The organism is Gardnerella sp. KA00718, assembly GCF_049244285.1.
Taxonomy (GTDB): domain Bacteria; phylum Actinomycetota; class Actinomycetes; order Actinomycetales; family Bifidobacteriaceae; genus Bifidobacterium; species Bifidobacterium vaginale.
The window spans coordinates 911,098-934,020 of sequence record NZ_CP058370.1; the positions used below are offsets into that span (position 1 = coordinate 911,098).

Annotated in this window: 14 protein-coding genes, 1 tRNA gene and 1 riboswitch; of the genes, 11 read left to right on the forward strand and 4 right to left on the reverse strand. The window is 38.8% G+C overall.

Features of this window, described 5'->3' with window-relative positions:
* Window positions 1–91: 91 nt before the first annotated feature.
* The gene (locus tag HXT55_RS03645; protein WP_064623070.1) at window positions 92–2,437 is read right to left on the reverse strand and encodes an energy-coupling factor transporter ATPase; all 2,346 of its coding nucleotides are present in this window, start codon (window positions 2,435–2,437) and stop codon (window positions 92–94) included.
* A gap of 58 nt (window positions 2,438–2,495) precedes the next feature.
* A complete protein-coding gene (locus HXT55_RS03650) occupies window positions 2,496–3,110 on the reverse strand; it encodes an ECF transporter S component (RefSeq protein ID WP_009994724.1) in 615 nt (204 codons plus the stop codon).
* A 5-nt stretch (window positions 3,111–3,115) separates the two neighbouring features.
* Window positions 3,116–3,267, reverse strand: a riboswitch (FMN riboswitch).
* A 108-nt stretch (window positions 3,268–3,375) separates the two neighbouring features.
* Between HXT55_RS03650 and HXT55_RS03655 the strand changes: the two genes are divergently transcribed.
* On the forward strand, window positions 3,376–4,386 hold the full coding sequence (locus HXT55_RS03655) for a glycosyltransferase (protein WP_004111565.1): 1,011 nt from the start codon (window positions 3,376–3,378) through the stop codon (window positions 4,384–4,386).
* Between the two features lie 106 nt (window positions 4,387–4,492).
* Here the strand turns inward: HXT55_RS03655 and adhP are convergent, their stop codons facing one another.
* On the reverse strand, window positions 4,493–5,503 hold the full coding sequence (gene adhP / locus HXT55_RS03660) for an alcohol dehydrogenase AdhP (protein WP_009994725.1): 1,011 nt from the start codon (window positions 5,501–5,503) through the stop codon (window positions 4,493–4,495).
* A gap of 304 nt (window positions 5,504–5,807) precedes the next feature.
* Between adhP and HXT55_RS03665 the strand changes: the two genes are divergently transcribed.
* From HXT55_RS03665 to HXT55_RS03695, 7 genes are all read left to right on the forward strand, one after another.
* Window positions 5,808–5,883 (forward strand) — tRNA-Gly (locus tag HXT55_RS03665).
* 273 nt (window positions 5,884–6,156) lie between these two features.
* A complete protein-coding gene (gene ahpC, locus HXT55_RS03670) occupies window positions 6,157–6,720 on the forward strand; it encodes an alkyl hydroperoxide reductase subunit C (RefSeq protein WP_004115062.1) in 564 nt (187 codons plus the stop codon).
* A 75-nt stretch (window positions 6,721–6,795) separates the two neighbouring features.
* Window positions 6,796–8,406, forward strand: a complete 1,611-nt coding sequence (ahpF, locus tag HXT55_RS03675) for an alkyl hydroperoxide reductase subunit F (protein ID WP_421792496.1) — start codon at window positions 6,796–6,798, stop codon at window positions 8,404–8,406.
* Between the two features lie 89 nt (window positions 8,407–8,495).
* Complete coding sequence (locus tag HXT55_RS03680) at window positions 8,496–9,395, forward strand: LysR substrate-binding domain-containing protein (protein WP_421792498.1); 900 nt, start codon at window positions 8,496–8,498, stop codon at window positions 9,393–9,395.
* Between the two features lie 270 nt (window positions 9,396–9,665).
* A complete protein-coding gene (locus tag HXT55_RS03685; protein ID WP_410310705.1) occupies window positions 9,666–12,965 on the forward strand; it encodes a tetratricopeptide repeat protein in 3,300 nt (1,099 codons plus the stop codon).
* Between the two features lie 86 nt (window positions 12,966–13,051).
* Entirely contained in the window at window positions 13,052–15,934 is a 2,883-nt protein-coding gene (gene ligA / locus HXT55_RS03690) for an NAD-dependent DNA ligase LigA (RefSeq protein WP_285084947.1), read from the forward strand.
* A 9-nt stretch (window positions 15,935–15,943) separates the two neighbouring features.
* Entirely contained in the window at window positions 15,944–17,092 is a 1,149-nt protein-coding gene (locus HXT55_RS03695) for an Mrp/NBP35 family ATP-binding protein (RefSeq protein ID WP_421792500.1), read from the forward strand.
* 63 nt (window positions 17,093–17,155) lie between these two features.
* On the opposite strand, the gene HXT55_RS03700 is transcribed toward HXT55_RS03695, so the two are convergent.
* Window positions 17,156–18,523 (reverse strand): DUF349 domain-containing protein, encoded by a 1,368-nt coding sequence (locus HXT55_RS03700; protein WP_004111602.1) that lies wholly within the window; start codon window positions 18,521–18,523, stop codon window positions 17,156–17,158.
* Between the two features lie 96 nt (window positions 18,524–18,619).
* Here HXT55_RS03700 and hisS point away from each other — a divergent pair, with 96 nt between their 5' ends.
* From hisS to HXT55_RS03715, 3 genes are all read left to right on the forward strand, one after another.
* Window positions 18,620–20,020, forward strand: coding sequence for a histidine--tRNA ligase (gene hisS / locus HXT55_RS03705; RefSeq protein ID WP_004117838.1), 1,401 nt, complete (start codon window positions 18,620–18,622; stop codon window positions 20,018–20,020).
* A 114-nt stretch (window positions 20,021–20,134) separates the two neighbouring features.
* Complete coding sequence (gene aspS, locus HXT55_RS03710; RefSeq protein ID WP_004111605.1) at window positions 20,135–21,931, forward strand: aspartate--tRNA ligase; 1,797 nt, start codon at window positions 20,135–20,137, stop codon at window positions 21,929–21,931.
* Window positions 21,932–22,147: 216 nt separating this feature from the next.
* Entirely contained in the window at window positions 22,148–22,918 is a 771-nt protein-coding gene (locus HXT55_RS03715) for an amino acid ABC transporter ATP-binding protein (protein ID WP_004137994.1), read from the forward strand.
* Window positions 22,919–22,923 lie beyond the last annotated feature (5 nt).

A 22,923-nucleotide genomic window follows, 5' to 3' on the forward strand; every position in this document is an offset into this window, starting at 1 on the left:
GCTTATCGGATTATACATTAACCTTAAGAATCCGCGTTCAATACGTTCAATACGATTAATACGCTCAATATGCAAATATTACAGTTATCAGTTATACAAATATTCCAGCAAAAATTATTCCGCACACAATAGCTAATGTAATTATTAAAAGTGCAAAGTCTTTTAAGCGCATTTTCTCCGTATGTAAGTGCGTGCGCTTAGCTCCAGGAACGTAGCATCTAGAATCTAGCGCAAGTCCCAGTGTGTTTGCGTGCCGAATCACGCTTGCAAATCCTGGAACTATAAGAGATGTTATTGCTTGCAATCGCTTTTTTATAGACCCGTCTTTTATGTTTCCGCCTCTTGCAATTTGAGCTAAAGCTACAGATTCTGCTTCTTTTGCAAGAGTCGGCAAAAATCGCAAAGCGAGGCTCATAATAAGAGCAATTTCTTGACTTGGCAATCCTATGATTCTAAGAGGCGAAATAATAGACGCGCACGCTTCAGTCAACCGCGTTTGGCTTATTGTTAGTACAATTATTGATCCGATTAGTATAACAAGCGAAAATCTTGAAGCGAAAAGTATTGCAAACTTTATTCCATCATCTGTTATTAATAGCGGTCCAATTTTAAAAATTTCTCTTCCAGAATGCACAACTAGAAGATTAAACATTCCAGAAAATACGAATATTGCAATAAACATATGCAATGACAACAATAATTTTATAGGTGATATTCTAGCGAGAAATATTAGAGCAAGCGTTGATAGTGCAAGAATTCCTAGTTGATAGAAGTTTGTAATACTAAACGCGCTAAACATAAGAATTAAGCATGATATTAGTATGATTCGCGTATTGAATAAGCTTAGCAATGACTTGTTTTTGATTTCGTTTTTCTTTTCGTTAACATTCTCGCTAGCATTTTCAAGCTTTTCGTCTTGCGCGTGTTCTTGAATCTCCTTCTTTTTGCGCGATTCTAACGTAACTATGCGCGCTCCAAGCGATTTTGCTTCGTTTAGATCGTGAGTAATAACAATAATTGTTATGCCTTTATTGTGTAAATCGCTTAAAATTTTTAGTACGATTTTTGCATACTCAAAATCTAATCCTGCTGTAGGCTCGTCTAAAACCAAAATTTTTGGATTGCAAGCTAAAACACCTGCGATTGCTGCTAGTCGTTGCTGTCCGCCAGAAAGTTCGAATGGGGATTTTTGTGCTAAGTGTTCAATATGCAATGATTTTAGTGCGTTCAATACTCTGGAATGTAATTCACGTCCTTCTAATCCAAAGTTTTTTGGCCCGTATGCTACGTCTTCAAAAACAGTTTGTGCAAAAAGTTGCTGTTCTGGCAATTGCATAACGTAACCAATGTTTTTGCGAATTTCTCGCATTTGCGATTTGCTTGTTTTTTCGCTAATTTTTATTCCGTTTACGCAAATGGAGCCAGAATCGTATTTAATAAGTGCGCATATTGCTTTTGCGAGCGTTGATTTTCCGCACCCGTTTTTTCCCATTATTGCAACGATTTCGCCTGATTTTACGCTTAGAGAATAGTCTCTTATTATTGGAGTTTGACTATTTGTATAGCTCACATTTAAATTCGATATTTCAATTGCTGTATTTGATTTTTTTGCATTTTCCGTCATGCTTTTTGATTCAATAACAGCTGGCGATTTTTCCGTGAAAAATTCATCTAATTCCAATAAACTTACATCACGCAATTTTCCATTTTCTAGCATCAATATTCGATCCGCATTTTTGCATTCGCTAATCTTATGCGTAACTTGTACGATTGTTGTGCCGCTCGTTTGCAATTTGTTAAAAAGCTTATTTACATCTTCTTTTGCGCAAGAATCAAGCATGCTTGTAGGCTCATCTAATACAAGAAGTTTTGATTTTGTAGCAATCGACGATGCAATAGCAACGCGCTGCTGCTGACCTCCACTCATATTGCTCGGGTCGCTAAAACTGTGATTTTCCATGTTTACAGCGCGTAAAGCATTGCTTATATTTTGCTTCATAAATTCTTTAGAAGCGCACAAGTTTTCAAGCCCAAAAGCAACATCGTCTTCTACAACTGTTGTAACGATTTGGTCTTCTGGGCTTTGAAACAATGCTCCAATAGATTCTCGTGCTTTTTGGTAAGCTTTTGAATCAACATTGTTTGCTTCAAAAACTTTTATTCCGCATAGCGTAACAATTCCAGAATCTGGGGAAGAAAGTCCTGCAATAATTTTAGCTAGCGTGGACTTTCCACTACCATTTTTGCCAATGATTGCGATTCTTTGACCATATGCAATTTCAAGATCTATTCCGTCTAGAATCCAAGTTTTTCCGCCATCGTAGCTAAAGCGAACTTTTTGCAAAGAAACAGCATTATCTTTTTTAGCAAAATAATCCGTATTGCTTTTTTCGACTTTGCAACATGTTTTATCTTGAATAACTTTATTGCTTTGCATAATCAGCTTGCTTTTTACTTAATTGACTAATGCTATTTTGGCTAATGCTATTTGTTTGCTATTTGTTGTAGTTAAGAAGCTTTGAAACAGGCTTATAAACAAGCATAGTTATTACGCAATGAATCGCAAGCTTAATAGCATTAAACGGTAGCAGAGCTGGAACTATAAGAGCGGCAACTTGTTCAACGCTCATATGCGCATAAAATGGCGTAATAATAAGATTTCCAACTATTGCAAGAGCAATCGCAACTACAGAGCCAACTATAAGCGAAATAATAGCGCCTTCTTTGGTTCTAATTTTTTTGTAGACGATTGCAGCGCTAACAGACGCACCCATTGAAACCAATATTGCCATTATTGCGCCAAACGGGTTAGTAAAGAAGTGTGGAGCAAATCCTAGCACGCTTACGATTGCAGCGGCGAATGGTCCGTATGCAAATCCTGCAATTAAACACACAATTCCCGAAGGATCGTATTTAAGGTAGCTTAGGTCTGGAATAAGTGGAAATTCTATAAAGCTTACAGCAATAGAGAGCGCAACAAATAGCGCGTATTTAGCAATTTTTTCGCTTGACCAATAGTTTGTGCCAGAGTAAGTTGCGTGATTATTTGCTACTTTATTATTTGCTGTGTGATTGCTTGTTTTATGATTATTTTCGCGTGAAATGCTCATTAGAGCCTCCGTTTCTTTCATCCGGACTTTAACCGTTGGCTTCGGATTTTAACCGAATCAGCAGCGCGTTGCCGCTCGCGGGCTTCGAGAAAATTCACTAATACAAGAATTACCTCGTTACCGCCAGTAAGGATTTTCACCTTCCCTGAAACTACACTTTATTTTTATCTTATGCTATGAACATTTATCTGAAAATGAAGTTTGTACTAAAAAATTTGAATTTTATTAATAATATTGATGGCAATGCTAGTGTAATATTAAAAATATGAGCGAAGTTATAAATGATAATACTATTGATAAGCTTGCTGTTGTTGTAGTTACTTATAAGCGTCAGGAGTTGCTTGAAAATCTGTTTAAATCTTTTGAACGATTAAATCAATGCCCATGGAGGATTGTTGTTGTAGACAATGAGAAGAGTGAAAAAACTCGTGATATGGTGCAAGATTTAGATGATGTTCTTACACGTCGCTGGGGTTCTGCTAGCGTGGATAATTTTGGCGATTCAAACCGCGTTGTTTACGCGCCTCAAAGCAGCAATCTTGGGGGAGCTGGCGGTTTTAGTGCTGGTGTTAAAAAAGCGTATGAACTTGGCGCGCAGTGGTTCTGGGTTATGGACGATGATGTTGAAACTGTTCCAGAATCTATTGAACGTCTTTCAAAGTGGACTAAAAGCCACGATGTGATTCAAGGCAGCCGTTTAGACTACGACGGTGGCGATTTTTATTGGCAATATAAATTTATTGTTTCTCTTGGAATCCCTAATCCAATTGCTCCAGCAGCATTTGGACCATCTGGGTATCGCGTTATGAACACTATGTGCTTTGAAGGCGGATTGTTTAAGCGCAATATTGTAGAGAAAATCGGTTTGCCAGATCCGCATTATTTTATTTATTGGGATGACACAACTTACGGATACCTTGCTAGCAAAGTTACGAATCCGATTGTTGTAAAAGATGTTATTCTTCGTAGAACTCGTAATATTCCTAATTGGGATATTGCTGGCGTTCGTCAACTAAATTCTACTTCTGACATGAATCGTTACCATATTATGCGAAATCGTGGTTTTATGGCGCGATACTTTATGATTCATGGCGATTATCGACCATTTATGTTTGCTCTTGGAACAGCATTAACTGCTGCAAAAGAGTTTATTAGGCTTGTTGCTGTAGATCGTGAGCATATTTTAAGTGGTGTTAAAAAGCTTTTTACTGGTTGGATTGCAAGCAGAAAAATTTTGCATGATCCTAATTGGAAGCCAATGCCTCCGTTGAAATAGTGTACAAAAATTAAGTCTTAAAACATCTTAAAGCATCTTAAAACATAAACTAAAAGCCACCTAGCATTTGCTAAGTGGCTTTTAGTTTTTTTATTTTATCTCTTTTTCAGTGGGAGAGGTCGATTACCATTCGACCACGAATCTTACCGCTGAGCATCTCGTCGAAGATGTCGTTAATGTCTTCCATCTTGCGCATATGGCACTGTGGAACAACTTTGCCTTCAGCACCAAACTGGAACGCTTCTTCCAAATCCTTACGAGTTCCAACAAGGGATCCAACCAAACGGATTCCGTCAAGAACAAGGCGAGGAATGCTAAGTTCCATGTCTTCTGGTGGAAGACCAACGGCTGCAACAGTGCCGCCTGCTCGCACAGAGTCAACTGCGCTGTTAAAAGCAGCCTTGCTTACAGCGGTTACGACAGCGCCATGAGCGCCGCCTACCTTCTTCATAGCAAATTCAGGAACATTTTCCTTAAGTGGGTTCACGCACAAATCTGCGCCATATTCCTTAGCAAATTCAAGCTGAGCATCGTTAACATCTACTGCGATTACGTGCGCACCAAATACGTTCTTTGCATATTGCAACGCAAGATTACCAAGACCGCCAAGACCGAATAAAATAAGCCATTCGCCTGGATGTACGCCAGATTCCTTAATAGCCTTGTAGGTTGTAACGCCAGCGCAAGTGATGGAGCTTGCAGGAGCTGGATCCAAGCCTTCTGGGACCTTTACTGCGTAGTCTGCTGCGACGATGCACTCTTGAGACATGCCACCATCTGCAGTGTATCCTGCGTTCAAAACGCTACGGCAAAGTGTTTCTCTGCCCGTGGTGCAATATTCGCAATGTCCGCAACCCTTGAAGAACCATGCTACAGATGCACGGTCGCCTGGCTTTAATGTTGTAACACCAGGGCCAACTTCCTTAACAATGCCAATACCTTCGTGTCCAAGAACAACGCCTGTTTTATCGCCAAAATCTTGGTTCTTAACGTGAAGATCGGTGTGGCATACGCCGCAGCACTCCATATCGAGTAAGGCCTCACCAAATTCCAATGGGCGGAGTTCCTTCTCTACAACCTGAGCCTTCTTATCTTTGGTTGCAACAATAGCCTTCATAGAAACCTCCTTGTTCTATGCTTCATCTTTGAAAAACATTACCTTTTTGGTTTCTTTTACCTGTTTGGTAAAAGCTATCTTTTATTCTACATTATTTTTACGATTTTTCATGATAAAAATCACATTTTAAGAAAAATTTTATAAAAATTTATGGCTTAATGATAATAATTATCGTAATCAATATTTTTCTTTTATTCAACACTCCGTAAAATTGCATGTATATTGCAGAAAAATCACTATAAATTTTTATTTTTACTCATAACTTGCATTTATAAAGAAATCAGGCTATTATGACATTTTGTTTGCGGACATAGCTTAGTTGGTAAAGCGCAACCTTGCCAAGGTTGAGACCGCGGGTTCGAGTCCCGTTGTCCGCTCCATTTTTTTTTCTTCTGCTTTTGTTATATTTTTTTTTAGTTTGTTTTAGTCATATTTGTTTTATGAAAATATAAATTTATTAAAGAGTTATTGATATACGACATCTAGCGCTATAGATGTTGTCTATACATATAGTCTTTTTGATATAAATAATCTATCATGATTTTAATGCTGAATTCTGATTCTAAATAATTAGATTTAGCAAATAGGTCAAAATATTGCTAATTGCAAGAAATGAAAATTTTTTAAATAAACAATTAAAGATTGGAGTTGTTATGAGCCTTATTGGTACGCATATTCTTCCGTTTAAAGTAAACGGATATAAGAATGGGGAATTTGTAGAAGTAAGCGATAATGATGTTCTTGGAAAGTGGGCTATATTCTTCTTCTATCCAGCAGACTTTTCGTTTGTGTGCCCAACAGAGCTTGAAGATCTTGCAAATCACTACGAAGATCTTCAAAAATTAGGCGTAGAAGTTTATTCTGTTTCAACAGACACTCATTTTGTTCACAAAGCTTGGCACGATGACTCTAAAGCTATTGCAAAAGTAAAATACACAATGCTTGGAGATCCAAACGGCGCGCTCTCTAAAAACTTTAATGCTTTGAATGAGGAATCTGGTTTAGCTCACCGTGCAACATTCTTGGTTGATCCTCAAGGAAATATTCAATTCTACGAGATGACAGCAGATGGAATCGGCAGAAATGCAGATGAGATGCTTCGCAAAGTTAAAGCTGCTCAATTTATTGCAGCCCATCCAGGAGAAGTATGTCCAGCAAAGTGGGAGCAGGGAGAAGAAACACTTGCTCCATCTATTGACTTGGTTGGGAAAATCTGATTTTTTAAAAGTCTGATTTTCTAATAATTAATTTACTGCTAAAGATCTGCTACTTAAGAATAGAAAGTGAAAATAATGTCTTTATTGGATTCAAACTTAACTACTCAACTTGCTGGATTACTAACAAAAATGGTTAATCCTATTAATCTTGTTGCATATGTTGATAGTAGTAAAAATTCTCAAAAAGTTATTGAGCTTTTAAATGAAGTAGCAGATCAAAGCAGCAAAATCACTGTTATAGAAGGTGATAAAAGTCGCGTAAATCGCAAACCAAGTTTCGCAGTACTTAATCCACAAACTAATGTGTCTGTAAGCTTTGCTGGTTTACCTCTTGGACACGAGTTTAGCTCTCTAGTTTTGGCTATTTTACAAGTAAGCGGTTACGCTCCAAAAATAAACGACGATCAGCGCAAAGCAATTTTGAGCATTGGAAGTCATGAAGTTACAACATACATGTCTGTTACTTGCATTAATTGCCCAGAGGTTGTTCAATCGCTTAATACAATTTCGATTATTAATCCTAAAGTAAAACATATTGCTGTAGAAGGAAGCGCTTTTAAAGACGAGGTAGATGCTCTTGGCGTAATGAGTGTTCCTGCAGTTTTTGAAAACGGAAAGATGATTTCTTCTGGAAGATCATCTATAGACGAATTAGTTGCGATTCTTTTAAGTCAAGAGGAAAATAGCGATTCAAGCAATTCTAAGGTTTCTGGCGATTATTCATTAGCGCAAAAAATGAACGCCAAAAATCCGTACGACGTTATTCTTGTAGGTGGGGGTCCTGCTGCAAGTGCAGCCGCGATTTACACAGCTAGAAAAGGCCTTAAAACAGCAATGATTATGGACCACAGAGGCGGTCAAGTTGTTGAAACTGAAAGCATAGAAAATCATATTTCGCAAACGCACACAACAGGCGCAAAGCTTGCTAACGATTTAACAAACCACATTGCTCAATATGACATTGACGTATTTACTCCCGATTGGGCTACATCTTTAGATATTGCTGAAGAATCATACGGATTGCACACGATTAACACTAAATCTGGCGGAAGCTTAAAAGCCAAAGCAGTAATTATTGCAACAGGCGCTACATGGAGAACACTTGGCATTCCTGGGGAAGACGAATATAGAAACAAGGGAGTGTCGTTCTGCCCGCATTGTGATGGTCCATTGTTTAAAAATAAGAATGTTGTAGTTGTTGGCGGAGGAAATTCTGGAGTAGAAGCTGCAATAGACTTAGCAGGTGTTGCAAATCACGTTACGCTAATCGAGTATATGAACACGCTTAAAGCAGATCAAATATTAGTTAATGCTCTAAATAATCTTTCTAATACTACTGTAATAACAGGTGCTGCTCTTAGTTCTATAGAAGGAGACGGAACAAAGGTTATTGCAGTACGTTATAAAGATCGCAATGCTAATGGTGAAAACAGTGAGAAAATTTTGCACACAGACGGCGTGTTTGTTCAAATTGGTTTAATGCCAAATACTAAGTGGATTTCAGACAAACTAAGCTTAAATAATCGTTCGGAAATCGTAACAGATAGAAAAGGATGCACGAGTGTTCGTGGCATTTTTGCTGCTGGCGATTGCACAGATGAGCCTTATAAGCAAATTGTTACAGCATATGGATCTGGAGCAAACGCGGCTCTTAGTGCATTTGACTATCTAATTAGAAATGTGTAAAACTAGATTAACTTTTAACGCATAAGCTTTTAATACTTAAAATTTATATATATTATATTCTTACTACTTTTAATAAGAAAGATGATTACGTGAACATTAAATCACTTGAATACTTAATTGCTTTTGCAAAAGAGGAAAGTTTTACAAAAGCAGCTGAACGTATGCACGTTTCTCAACCAACGTTGTCTACGCAAATTAAAAAGTTAGAAGATTTGCTTGGCGTTTGTCTTATTGAAAGAACTCCTGGAAAGCAAATTCTAACTCCAGCAGGCAGAGAAGTCGTGTATTATGCAAAGCGTATTCATGCAGACGTTTCAAGTATTTATCAAGCAGCAAGGCGATTAGAAGACCCATGGTCATCTACTATAGTTTTAGGCGTTTTTCCAACATTATGCCCTTATCTTTTGCCAAGAATAATGCCAGTTTTGCATAAAGTTAAGCCGAATTTTAATATTCGATTTGTTGAAGAAAAGTCTGCTAGCCTTGTAGAAATGTTGCATAGTGGTCAGATTGATGGTGCAATATTAAGCGAGCAATTAAATGAATCTTCTTTGAAAGTAAAACATATTTTTGACGAGGACTTTTTATTGGCTGCTTCTACAAATTCGCAGTTTGGTCATGAAAAAACTCCGATTGATGTTTCGCAATTGTCTAGCCAAAAAGTGCTACTTTTAGAAGATGGTCATTGCATGCGTAGAAGCATGATAGATGTATGTCAAAAAGTTGGTGCAAAACAGTCTGAATTTTATGCTACGTCTTTGGAAACCTTACGATACATGGTTGTTGGAAGTAAAGATGTGACTTTGCTTCCGCGTCTTTCTATTCTTCCTCCAATTGTTCAGCCATCAGGATTAACAATTCGCGAGTTTAAAGATCCAAAACCATATCGTTCGCTGTATTTAAACTGGAGAGCAGCTTCTCCAGTGGATCAAATTATGGACGGTTTAGCTAAGATTATTTCTGGTGCATGCGTGAATTTGCATAAGTGAAGTTAATAAAATTTATATTTTTAAACTTTAAAAGCAATTAAAGCATTCACATGTTAGATTAAAACAAGATTGAAATGAAATATAATTTGATTTTGTTCTAAAAGAGTTAAAACATATTCTACTTCTAATTGTGTTTTTCGAACCGATAATCAGCTATACTTAAAATGTTTGAGTAAGAATAAATGCAACACGTATGGAAATCACTTAAATATTTAGTTTTACGGGTTTTACGAAAATAGTAGTTGGCTTTAAAACGAAAGAACGAGGAATATGCAAGACGAAGTGCAATCTAGCAAGAAAATAGATTCTGCCGAAAGTAGTGAAAAAAATCGCTCAGATATTGCAGATGATAGTATGCAGATTGTGCAGGAAACCATTAAAACATTGTGGGAAAATAGAGAATCTATTCCAGTTAGGATATTTTCTAAAAAGCATATTTTTAAAGATTTTCCAATGATGCCAAAAAACGTAAAGTTAGGTTGGATTAAACTTTCTGGGAAAAAACATGGTATAGCTATTGGATTATTCAATGATGATTGCAAACGTTTTCGTCAGCTTGCTGTTGCAGATTTTGAAGGTCGTGTTTATACAGGACATGACATTTCTATTGAAGATACGATGGAAAGAATACCAGAGTTATCTTTTGTAGAACAAAATTCTATGACTCTTAAAGATTCGTTACGTTTCTATGGTGTTGATGATAGGAAAATTACTCATGCGAGTCATGCGCGTAAAAAAGTAAATTCAATCAATAAAAATAATCGTGAATCTGATTTAGTTGTTATAAGAGGAGATGTAGTTGTTCAGCTATCACAAGATGAAGGCATGCAATGGGTATCATCTTGGATTCGTAAAGTTAATGACAAAAAAGAAGCATATACTCTTGAAGAAACTAGAGTTTTGCTTCCTGACAGACTCCGTTGCAATCTTTCATACTGCGATGCTATTTCAACATCTTTCTTTGCATCGTTCTTTATTCCAGATATAACTAGAGCGTTTAGCGGTTTCGGATCTGGCAATATTTTTAGGCGTCTTACAAAGGAAGCCCCTCTTGGAGCTATTAGAAGAAGCATTATGGATTCAAAAGTGGCGGAAAAAGCAGGTTTGCGTGTTTCGTCAATGGAAAAATATTTTGCTTATCTTATGTTAGATTCTGGCGCTTTAGAACATAGTGGTCCGCTTGAAGCTGTTCATGGAGCAGAACGCTTACATTTGCAAAAGTCGCAAGTTTCAGACGCTAATTTCCTAGTATGGGATGATTCTTTAGAAGCAAAAGCTGCGTTGAAAGTATTGCGAATAGAAGGTGCTATTAACCGTTTCCAGTCCATTAGTAGTTGTTTAGAAGAAAATTGCGCTAATGGCGGTAATTTAACGGAAAATTCTGTAAACTTTGGTCAAATATCTGAAATAGATTTATCGTTTATAGAAGATCCAGCGTTTTGTGCTAACGGCGAATTGGATATGAATAGTTTTGGTAATCCTTTACAAGACGACAATATTCGCCCATTAATGCACTTGTGGAATACTGCAAAAAAATCTAACGACCTTTATATTTACAAGTCAGATGGATCTTCTAATTGCGAATGGTCTTATAGACAAAGATTATCTGGATTAATTAGAAGTCTTTATTTACCATTTAGGTTTGATACTGATTTTCGCTCTAATCTAGAAGACGGTAATGTTGCATTAGCATTTATGGCAACTGGCAGTTCGATGATGCCGACTAGAAGATTTGATTCTGCTAACCAAAAATGGATTACTTTAACTAATGCAGATAAGTCTCGTATGACAACTGATTACAATCTTCGACTTGGAATAATCATGGCAACCCTTGCATTTGGAGCAAGTGAAGAAGTACAGAATGTATCTATAAGATTAGATTCAATAGGCTTAGAAGAAATGGTTGCTGCTCAAGATGATGCTATGAGTAAAATCCTAAATCAAACAATTAATGCTTTGAATAATATGAATCGTGAGGCAGCTCGTTCTAAAGGCGATCCTAAAGATGGAGATATTCATGGAGATGTTAATAACGGACTAGCGAATGTGCAAGATTTACAAAACTTCACTAATCATACTATTCTTCACGAAGATGAAGTGACTGTGCCTGATAGTAGTAATAAAGCCACCAGTAGCAAATCGATAAATTCTAGTGATAGCTACAGTGATACTGAGATTAGTGATAGCAATACGAACGATATTGGATCAGATCCTATTGAACCTAATCCTATGGATGCTTTTAGCAAATACCCAACTGTAAAGTCTTTATTGACAGTCACATTCAATCGTGAATCTTTTATAAAACATATTCGTGCAAATGGGTTGAATAATCCTCTTGGCGCATACAAAAAATTTAACGCAAATATGAAAATAGATGAAGAAGGCGCATTAAACCCGATTGAACCAAGCTTTGATCTGAGAGATAGTTGTTTTTCTCCTCATGGAGCACAGGAGGAACCTGAGTTTTCAGATGTAATTTTTGACATCAAATCTCAAAAAACATTAGGTACTACCAACTCTAAAGGTCTTTCAATTCAAAGAGAAGATTTATTACAACAGGCTGTTGCGGATTTTCATCACATATCGTCAGAAGTAATGATATCTAATGCAGAAAAAGCTCGTATGGCAATGGATATTGTGGAAAGTATTGACGATCCAGAATTAAATGAGAAAGCAAATCTTATAACAAGCGCTTTAATAGACGAAAAAGAAATACCCGAAATATCTTTTAAAGTTTCAAAAGATATTTATAATATGAGACTTCATGCTCATGAGCAATTTATGAGTGGAGACTTGGAAAATGCCATCGAAGAATACGAAAATGCAGTAAAACATTTCGATTCCATGTTTTCCTTCAACGATGTTGTACCAAGATACTTTAATTCCTACGCAGAGCGAGTTGTCTACAATCGAATATTTGCAACCCAAAATGAACGTATGATACTTATACCAGATGGTCTTTTTTACGCGCATATGGAGTTAGCAGACTTACTAACTCAACTCAACAGGCATGAGGATGCACTAAAACACTTAAACACAATGGTTTCATACGCTCCAACATATGTTATTTCTCATCTCAAGTTAGCTTCACAGCTTACAGAGAAAGAAGATTGGACTTCCGTAGAAGCAGTGTGTCTAAACGCATTACCAGTGTGCTTTGATAGAGAAGACGCTGCTTTTATATATTACAGACTTGCTTACGCAGAGTGGATGCAAGATAATTTCCCTCTTGCTGTAGCAGCATATAAAATGGCAGACAATTTATCTTCTGGAAAAATTGAGTCTATTGAAATAGAGCTTGATGAATTACTGAGCCGTATGCAGTCACAGTGCATTCCAGCTCCTAATGATATGTCTCAAGTAGAAGAAGTTTTAAAAATAAACAATGTTCCAAAATGGCCAGATGTTGAAGCTTATGAGATTATAGATGAAGCCGCAAAAATAACAGTAAACGAGGGAATGTTTGTTATTGCACGAACGCTTTCCGTTGCAAGAGCAAGAATGCTGTTCAGCAACAATTCATCAGATAACGTTGTTCAAATGCAGTTTTTGCGCTCGCTTAACTCATAAACAACTCTTATTAAATAGTAATTATAATCAGTTATTGACTCCTGTCTGGTAGATAGGATAGTTAAAAGGTTTTGAAGGGAAAGCTTATGATTGCGTCTAATAGCGATAAGTCGTCACACGCAGTTGGAGAACAATTATCTCTTTTCGACGATTTTGATGATTCGCTAAATACTGATAAATCAAGTGTTAACAACGATTCATTATCTTCAAGCATCAGCAAAGTCGATAATCAAAACCAAAATGTTCATGAGCCAGGCGAGAACAATACATCTAACACATCACACGAGTTTAGTTCAACTACAGATTTTAATGATTGGATTTCTAAATTAGAGCCAACAGATGTAGACGCTATTGCATTATCTAAGCTAGAACCTTCACTTTTAACAAGCGAGCAAGCTGCTAGATTATGGGCAAAATTAGCTGCTTGGGCTCAATCAGATCAGATAGCTTATTATGTTGATGATTCACCAAGTAGTTCTGACGCTGCTTATGACACAAGAATGCGAGTTTTAAGCTCACTAGAATCTACATTCCCAATATTAGATACGCCTCAATCACCAACACATAGAGTTGGTGGAACTTTTTCGAACGATTTTGCGTCAGTTAAACATCCATCAAGAATGATGAGTTTAGACGATGTATTCTCATTAGAAGAGCTAAAATCTTGGTACGATAGCATTATTCGCGATTTAAAATGGCCCCAAAATAAGCCATTGCCAATGACATGCGAAGTAAAAATTGATGGACTTGCGTTAAATCTCATATACAGAAATGGAACTTTGGAACAAGGGCTAACTCGAGGAGATGGCGTTACTGGAGAAGACATATCTCTGAATGTAAGAACAATCGAAGAAATACCGACTCAGCTTAAATGCGAAAATTCAGACGATATTCCAGAATTTGTGGAAATTCGTGGTGAAGTTTTTATGAAATGGGCGGATTTTAGAAAGCTGAATATTGAGCAAGAAGATTTAGGAAAGCCTGCTTTTGCTAATCCAAGAAACGCTGCTGCAGGGTCTTTAAGACAAAAGGATCCTAGAATCACTGCAACAAGAAGATTAAGCTTTATAGCGCATGGATTAGGTGATTTAAAGTGGAAAGATTCAGTAAAAAATGATTCTGAGCATAAATCACATAAGCAAACATCGTTTAATCAGTCGGACGCATACGAGCTGTATAAAAAATGGGGGATACCCGTATCTCCTTATACTCGCAAAGTTACGTCTTTTGAACAAATAGAAGATATGATTGAATACTATGGAGAACACAGAAACTCTATTATTCATGCCTTAGATGGAATTGTAGTTAAAGTAGACGATCGTGCTTTGCAAAGAGAACTAGGGTCTACATCTAGAGCACCAAGATGGGCAATTGCGTACAAGTATCCTCCAGAAGAAGTAAATACTGTTCTTAAAGACATTGTTGTTCAAGTAGGAAGAACAGGTAGAGTCACTCCTGTTGCTGTTTTGGACCCAGTAACTGTTGCAGGATCTACAATATCGCGCACAACATTGCATAATCCTTACGAAGTTGAGCATAAAGGTGTGCTTATAGGCGATACTGTTGTTGTTCGTAAAGCTGGCGATGTTATACCAGAATTAGTTGGTCCAGTACTAAAGTATAGGGATGGAAATGAAAGCAAATTACGCAAATTTGTTATGCCAGAGTATTGCCCATCATGCGGATCTAAGCTTGCACCTGCTAAAGAGGGAGACAAGGATATTCGTTGTCCAAATGTAGAAAACTGCCCAGCACAATTAACAGAGAGAATAATTAATCTTGCATCGAGGCACGCATTCGACATTGAAAATCTTGGAGAATCTTCTGCACTAGCTTTAACAAATCCAGAAGATTCTAGACCTACAACTGCAGAGGTCTATCATCCTGATATTGACAAAATAGTAATTCAGCGCGGATCTTCTTTGCAACCAACTATTCCAGAATCTGTGTTTGATCTTCCAAAATCTCAAGAGCCTGTTATAAGAAGCGAAGCGGATATTTTTAACATTACTGCAGCCGATTTGCGAAATATTAAAGTTTGGAAAGAAATACCTCTTGTTGAAGAATGGAAAGAATTAGGAAAAGACGGAAAATTAAAGAAAAGAACTAAAAAAATAGGCGGATCTGGATTGTGGAGACAGGTTTCTGCATTCTGGACTAGACCTTTAGAAGCTACAAGAAGAAAATCCAATGATGATTCCAACAGTGATGAGCTTAAGGAATCTTTAAATCCAGATTACCCAATATTTGAAGTTCCTTCTGACGCTTATGTAATAAGGTTAGTTGAAAAGAAAATTCGTAAAAATAATGTTCTTCAAACAGTGAGTGTTCCTGAATACACTCGTCCAAGCGAAACAACAAGAGCAATGTTAGAAGAAATAGTTCAAAAGGGTAAGTCTGCAACACTTTGGCGTGTGCTAGTGGCTTTGTCTATTCGTAGACTTGGTCCGCCTACAGCAAGACTAATAGCGGCAAGATTTGGTTCAATTGAGAATATTTCTAAAGCATCTGTTGAAGATTTAACACAAATTGATGGAGTTGGTCCAGAAATTGCTCAAGCTGTATACGATTGGTTTGAAAAATCGAAGAATCCTCAAGATTGGCGTAGTGAAGTTTTACGTAAATGGAATGAAGCCGGAGTAGTTGGATCTTCTGACTCTTCTAATGCGGACAGTATCGAACAGACTCTTAGTGGCAAAACGGTTGTTGTTACAGGATCATTAGAAGGCTTTACCAGAGATTCAGCTAAAGAAGCTATTTCTTCTAGGGGAGGAAAAGCAGCCTCTTCTGTTAGCAAAAAGACGTATTGCGTTATTGTAGGAGAAAATGCTGGTTCTAAAGCCACTAAAGCAGAAGAACTTGGTATACCTATGCTAGATGAGAATCAATTTAAGATTTTGCTTAATACTGGCAGTATTGAATCTGCTCTAGATAGCAAATACGAACTTGATTTTAAGAACGAATCGTAAAAGTTAAAAATGAGCAGCACTATTGAACTCGAAACTCGCATTTACGATCTATTAGGAAGTGTTATTGATCCAGAATTAGGTCGTTCAGTTACTGAACTAAATATGGTAACTGGCATACACGTAAGTGGAAAACAAAATGTCACTAGTGTATGCGATTTTGATAATTCTTATCCAACTTATGATGTGACTATAAGCATAGAACTTACTGTTCCAGATTGTCCTCTAGCACAAGTAATTACACAGAGAATTCAATCAGCTGTAAAAAAATATCCTAATGCAAATCTTGTTCCTCACGTAAATATAAGCGCTATGAGTAAGGATAAGCTTGCAAAACTTGTTTCGGATTTGAAAGAGGAACGTAAAGAAAATCCTTTTAATAAAAATGGCGTTAAAACAAGAATTTTTGCTATAGCATCTGGAAAAGGGGGAGTTGGAAAGTCTTCCATAACTGCCAATTTAGCAGCCACTTTCGCGGCTCTTGGATACAAAACAGCAGCAATAGATGCAGACGTTTATGGATTTTCTCTACCGCGTATGTTTGGTGTTACAAGTCAGCCTACTAATTTGAATGGCATGCTTATGCCAGTGGAAGCTTGGGGAGTTAAACTGATTTCTATTGGAATGTTTGCTGGAACAGATCGTGCGATTTTGTGGCGTGGTCCTCGCTTGCAACGTTCTCTTGAACAGTTTCTTTGCGACGTTTGGTGGGCAGACCCAGATGTGCTTCTTTTAGATTTGGCGCCTGGAACTGGAGATATGGCTCTGGCTGTTACTCAATCATTGCCTAATGTGGAGCTTGTGGTTGTTACAACTCCTCAGCCTAGTGCTTCAGATGTTGCCGTTAGAGCAGGTCTTATGGCGTTGCAAATTCCAGTTAATGTGCGTGGAGTTGTAGAAAATATGAGTTGGTTTGAAAATAATGGAGCGCGCTTGGAAATCTTTGGTTCAGGTGGCGGAAAACGCGTTAGTGACCAGCTTTGTAAAGCTCTTGGTAAGAATGTGCCTCTTTTAGCACAAATTCCATTAGATACGAGTATTAGAGAAATTGGAGAGTCTGGCAGACCTGCGGTTCTTAAAAAGGATGGAAGCCTAGCTAATTCACAATTAGCTAACACCTTTATTCAACTTGCTAAAGCTTTAATGGAAACTGTTAAATAAAACTATTAAATATGGGGTTACTTAATTTTTAAGTAACCCCATATTTAAATGATTAATGATTAATTACTTAATAGCATTCAACCATTGTTCTTTTGTAGCTTTTTCAGCCTGAAGCTTAGCCTTACGCTTTGCATCTTTTTCACTTGCAATTTTAGAATCAAGCTCCTCGAGCTGAGCCTTCAATTGCGTAGCAAAACTAGACTTACGAGCGTCTGCCTCTGGGTCAGCATCTTTCCAAGCAGCATCTTCAACAGCCTTAATCTTCTTATCCACATCATTTAAGCGGGATTCAATTCTGCGCATATCTTCGCGTGGAACAAAACCAATCTTGTCCCATTCTTCTTGAATCTCAGATAATGCTTTGCGAGCTGCTTTTGCTGCTTCTTCATCTTTAACAGGAAGAAGAGCTTCTGCCTTAACAAGCAAAGCTTCCTTCTTGGAAAGATTTTCTTTTTCACCAGCATTCATCTTTTCTCTATCTTCTTGACGAGCATGATAGAATGTGTCTGCAGCTTCACGGAACTTAGCCCATAACTCATCGTCGTGCTGACGACCAGCATTTCCAGCCTTCTTCCAGCGATCCATCAAAGCATTAAACTTCATAGAAGTCTCACGCCATTTAGTTGATTCCTTCAAGCTTTCAGCTTCAGCAATAATGGCTTCCTTAATTTCTTTAGCAGTATTTCTTTCAGTATCACGCTCCTTAACCCAAGCGTTGCGTGCTTGAGTGAAAGCAGAACGAGCTTTAGAAAATCGCTGCCACAAAGCGTCAGCATCCGCCTTATTGAGATGAATCGTAGTGCGCTGATGTTGCTGCCACTTGTCAAACAGGGAACGAAGCTTATCTGAAAGCGAGCGCCAATTTGTAGAATCACCTATTTGAGCAACTAACGTTTCTGCCTGTTCAACAATAGCAGTACGTTCTTTAAGAGCTTTATCTAATTCATCTTTGCGAGCTTTTGCAAGTTCTTCTTTTTTAGACGCAGCCTTAGCTTGCAATTCGGCGTGTCGAGCATTCAAAGCAGCGATGTCTCCAACTACCGATGGTTCCTTAAGATCCGCCTCTAAAGTAGCTAAAGTCTCATCAATTTCCTTAGGTCTCACATTAGACGATTCAAGTCTTTTTTCGAAGAGATCAAGCTTGATCTTTAAGTCAAGATAACGATGTACGTAGAAAGTCAAAGCATCCTCTGGAGTACCAGTAGAATACTGACCTACTTCGCGTTCGTCAGCTCCTTCACGAACATAAACGTTTCCATTTTCATCAACTCGCCCAAAGGTTTTAGCGGTTTTAACATCTTCGTCGCTATACGAGATAGTTGGAACCGCAGCAACAACGCGAGCCTTGTTAGCAAAGTTTGCAGGCGACGGCGCATGCGGCTTTGGGGTAGTTTGTTTAGTAGTTTCTTCAGGTTTAGTCTGTTCGGTCACGGGTCGACTCCTTACAGCAAATGCACGGTAACAGTGTTACGAATAAGTATGACGGTAAGCCATGATTTTTCCGCAACATAACCTATTATAGTGGACATGGTACAAGGCTCATCAATATCTGGTTTTCCAGAGTGGCTTCCTAGTGAGCGCGCTGTTGAACAGCGTGTTATGGACACATTGCGGGAAGTATTTGAATTAAATGGTTTTATAGGCATTGAAACTCGTGCTGTTGAGCAGGGTTCAAGTCTGTTAAAAAAAGGCGAAACTAGCAAAGAAATATATCTTTTGTCTAGATTGCAAGAGGTGGGGCATGAAAGCGACACTCCTGTTGAAAATCGAATAGGTTTGCATTTTGATTTAACAGTTCCTCTTAGTCGTTATGTTGTTGAACACACTGGCGATTTAGCTTTTCCTTTTAAACGCTGGCAGATGCAAAAAGTTTGGCGCGGCGAACGTCCGCAAGAAGGACGCTTCCGTGAATTTGTTCAAGCAGATATTGATGTTGTGGGGAATGGTGATTTGCCGTCTCACTACGAAGTAGAGCTTCCTCTTGTTATGGTAGAAGCACTTGAACGTTTGCGCGAATTTGGATTACCTAAAGCCACTGTTCACGCCAATAATCGTAAGCTTTCTGAAGGTTTTTATCGAGGTATTGGTTTAAGCGATATTGAGGGAGTTCTTCGAGAAATAGACAAACTCGACAAAATTGGCGCTGAAGAAGTTGCTAAGCTTTTGGTAAAAGAGTGCGGAGCTACGGACTCCCAAGCTGCTGCATGCTTAGAATTGGCTGAACTTACTGCTGAAACAGGAGATGAGTTGAAGTCTCGTTTCGATGAATTATGCGATAAGCATGATATTTCTCGCAGTGAAGATAACGAATCGTACACTTTAGCTTCACAAGGTGTTGAAACTCTTGCAATGATTGTGGACGATGCAGCAAAAATTCGTCCAGGTGCTGTTGTGGCAGATTTGAAGATTGCGCGAGGATTGGATTATTACACTGGCTCTGTGTATGAAACATTCTTGGATGGTGCTGAATCCCTTGGATCAATCTGCTCTGGCGGACGCTACGATAATCTTGTTTCTCAAGGTAATAAAAAGTATCCAGGCGTAGGTCTTTCTATAGGACTTTCGCGTTTACTTTCTTATATGCTTCACACAGCTGGTGCCACTGTTTCCCGTGTTTCTCCTGCTGCAGTATTGGTGGCAGTTTGGGATGAGGAAGATAGGTCTGCTTGTAACGAGATTGCTCGAAAGCTTCGTGCTAGAGGAATTGCTGCCGATGTCTCTCCAAGTGCAGCAAAACTTGGTAAGCAGATAAAATATGCAGATAAGTTAGGTATTCCTTATGTGTGGTTCCCAGCTGATAGTGCAGATTCTGAATCTAACCATGATGAAGTGAAGAATATTATTACTGGGGAACAAGTTTCTGCAGACGCCACGTCTTGGCAACCAGATACTGTTTATGCCCGGCAGACTGTTTCTTGCGCTCAATAATTTGCTTTATATTTTAAGAATATATTTTGCAATATTTGAACGCGCGATTCATGCGGTAAACTATTAAAGTCAAAACAAAAATTAACAAAATTATTTAAACAAGGAAGTGGACTTATGAGCCAGACGGCGTATCGCACACACCATGCCGTTGAAGTGACTGAGACCTTGGTCGGACAGAACGTAACCATTGCTGGTTGGGTTGATCGTCGCCGTGATCACGGTGGCGTAGCTTTCGTAGATGTTCGTGACAACACAGGTTTAGTGCAGGTTGTTATTTACGATGAGGAAACTGCGCGACCATTGCGTAGTGAATTTGTTGTTCAGGTTACTGGCGAAGTTCGCCTGCGTCCAGATGGCAATGAAAATGACCATTTAGCAACAGGAAAAATCGAAATCGTTGCGAATAAAATGACAATTCTCGCTAAGTCCGATGCGTTACCATTCCAGGTTTCTACAGCATTGGAAAACGAGTCTGAAAACAAGCTTCCTAGCGAAGATGTTCGTTTGAAGTATCGTTATCTTGATTTGCGCCGCCCATCAATGCAGCGTAATCTAAAGCTTCGCTCTGATATGGCTAAGGCAGCTCGTCACGCTTTGGAAGATATGGACTTTACAGAAGTAGAAACACCAACGTTTATTAAGTCCACTCCAGAAGGCGCTCGCGACTTTGTTGTTCCAGCACGTTTGGTTCCAGGCTCTTGGTACGCTCTTCCACAGTCTCCTCAGCTTTTAAAGCAGTTGCTTATGGTTTCTGGTGTTGAGCGCTACTATCAGCTTGCTCGCTGCTATCGTGATGAAGATTTCCGTGCTGATCGTCAGCCTGAGTTCACTCAGCTTGATATGGAAATGAGCTTTGCAAGCCAAGAAGATGTTATGGCTATGGCAGAGCGCGTTATTGCTGCTATTTGGAAGGAAGCTGGTCACGAGATTACTCTTCCTTTGCCTCGAATCACTTGGCAGGAAGCTATGGATAAGTACGGTTCCGACAAGCCTGATTTGCGTTTTGGAAACCCACTTATTGAGTTGACTGACTTCTTTAAGAACACTCCATTCCGCGTGTTCCAAGCTCCTTATGTTGGCGCTGTGCTCTTTAAGGGCGGTGCAGATACACCTCGTCGTCAGTTTGACGCATGGCAGGATTGGGCTAAGCAGCGTGGAGCTAAGGGCTTGGCTTATGTAGTCTTTGGTGAAGATGGTGAGCTAAAAGGCCCTGTTGCTAAGAATCTTAGCGAAGAAGAGCGTGCAGGACTTAAGGAAGCTGTTGGTGCGCAAGATGGCGATGCTGTATTCTTTGCAGCAGGAAGCCGTGAATCTTCTCAGCTTTTGCTTGGTGCAGTTCGTGTAGAGCTTGCTAGCCGCGCAGGATTGCTTCACCCAGATGAGTTTGCGTTTACTTGGGTTGTTGATTTCCCATTGTTTAAGCGCACAGATGATCCAGACGATGATGATGTTGCAGTTGGCCATTCTAAGTGGACTTCTATGCACCATCCATTTACAATGCCATCTGCTGATTGGATTGATAAGTTCGATAAAGATCCAGAGCATGCAATGAGCGATTCTTACGATATCGTGTGCAACGGTAACGAGATGGGCGGTGGCTCCGTTCGTATTCACCGCGACGATATTCAAGATCGCGTGCTTGATGTTCTTGGAATCGACAAAGCGGAAGCAGAAGAAAAGTTCGGCTTCTTGCTTGAAGCCTTTAAGTACGGTGCTCCACCTCACGCTGGTATTGCTTTGGGCTGGGATCGTACTGCTGCAATTCTTGCGGGCGCAAGCTCGATTCGCGACGTAATCGCCTTCCCTAAGGCTGGCGGCGGACGCGACCCTCTAACTGGCGCTCCTGCTCCAATTTCTGACGAACAGCGTGCTGAAACTGGCGTCGATTACGATCCAGAAGAAGACGAGTAATCGTAAATATAATAGAATGCAATAATTTACAATTTAAATATTGCTAATAAATGCCGTTAAGTTGTGTGATTGTATTAGGAAATCCGAACTTAACGGCATTTTTAAACTAAAATTAACATTTTGGTATCATTTTTATTGTTTTCCGTAACTTTATAAGCGTTTAAAAGTAACTATTACGATAAACGCATGTAACAAAAGAACATTAGAATCCTTTTTATGGATACTAAATTAAACAACACAAAAAAAGTAGCACAGCCGTTGGTGGAACTTAGCCATGTTGAAAAACACTACGGTAAGCTTCACGTTTTAAAAGATATTAACTTGACTGTTAATAAAGGCGAAGTGCTTGTTATTATTGGACCTTCTGGTTCTGGCAAGTCAACAATGTGCAGGACGATTAATCGTCTTGAAACTATTGACTCTGGAGACATTCGCATTGATGGTAAGCCTCTTCCTCAAGAGGGAAAAGAACTTGCCGCATTGCGTGCAGAAGTAGGAATGGTGTTCCAGTCTTTTAATCTTTTTGCAAACAAGACGATTCTAGAAAACGTTACGCTTGCTCCTATTAAGGTTCGTCATATGGAGCAGCAAGAAGCAGAAAGTTTGGCAATGGATCTTCTTGCTAGAGTTGGTGTTGATAATCAAGCTAACAAAATGCCTTCTCAGCTTTCTGGAGGTCAGCAGCAGCGAGTGGCAATTGCTCGCGCGCTTGCAATGCATCCAAAGGTTATGCTTTTTGATGAGCCTACATCTGCGCTTGATCCAGAAATGGTTAACGAAGTTCTTGATGTTATGGTTGAGCTTGCAAAAGAAGGAATGACCATGATTTGCGTTACTCACGAGATGGGCTTTGCACGTAAAGCTGCAGACAAAATCGTGTTTATGGCAGATGGCAGAATTCTTGAGCAAAATACACCAGAAGAGTTCTTTGAAAATCCAAAGACAGACAGAGCAAAAGACTTCCTTTCAAAGATTTTGACTCATTAATTTGA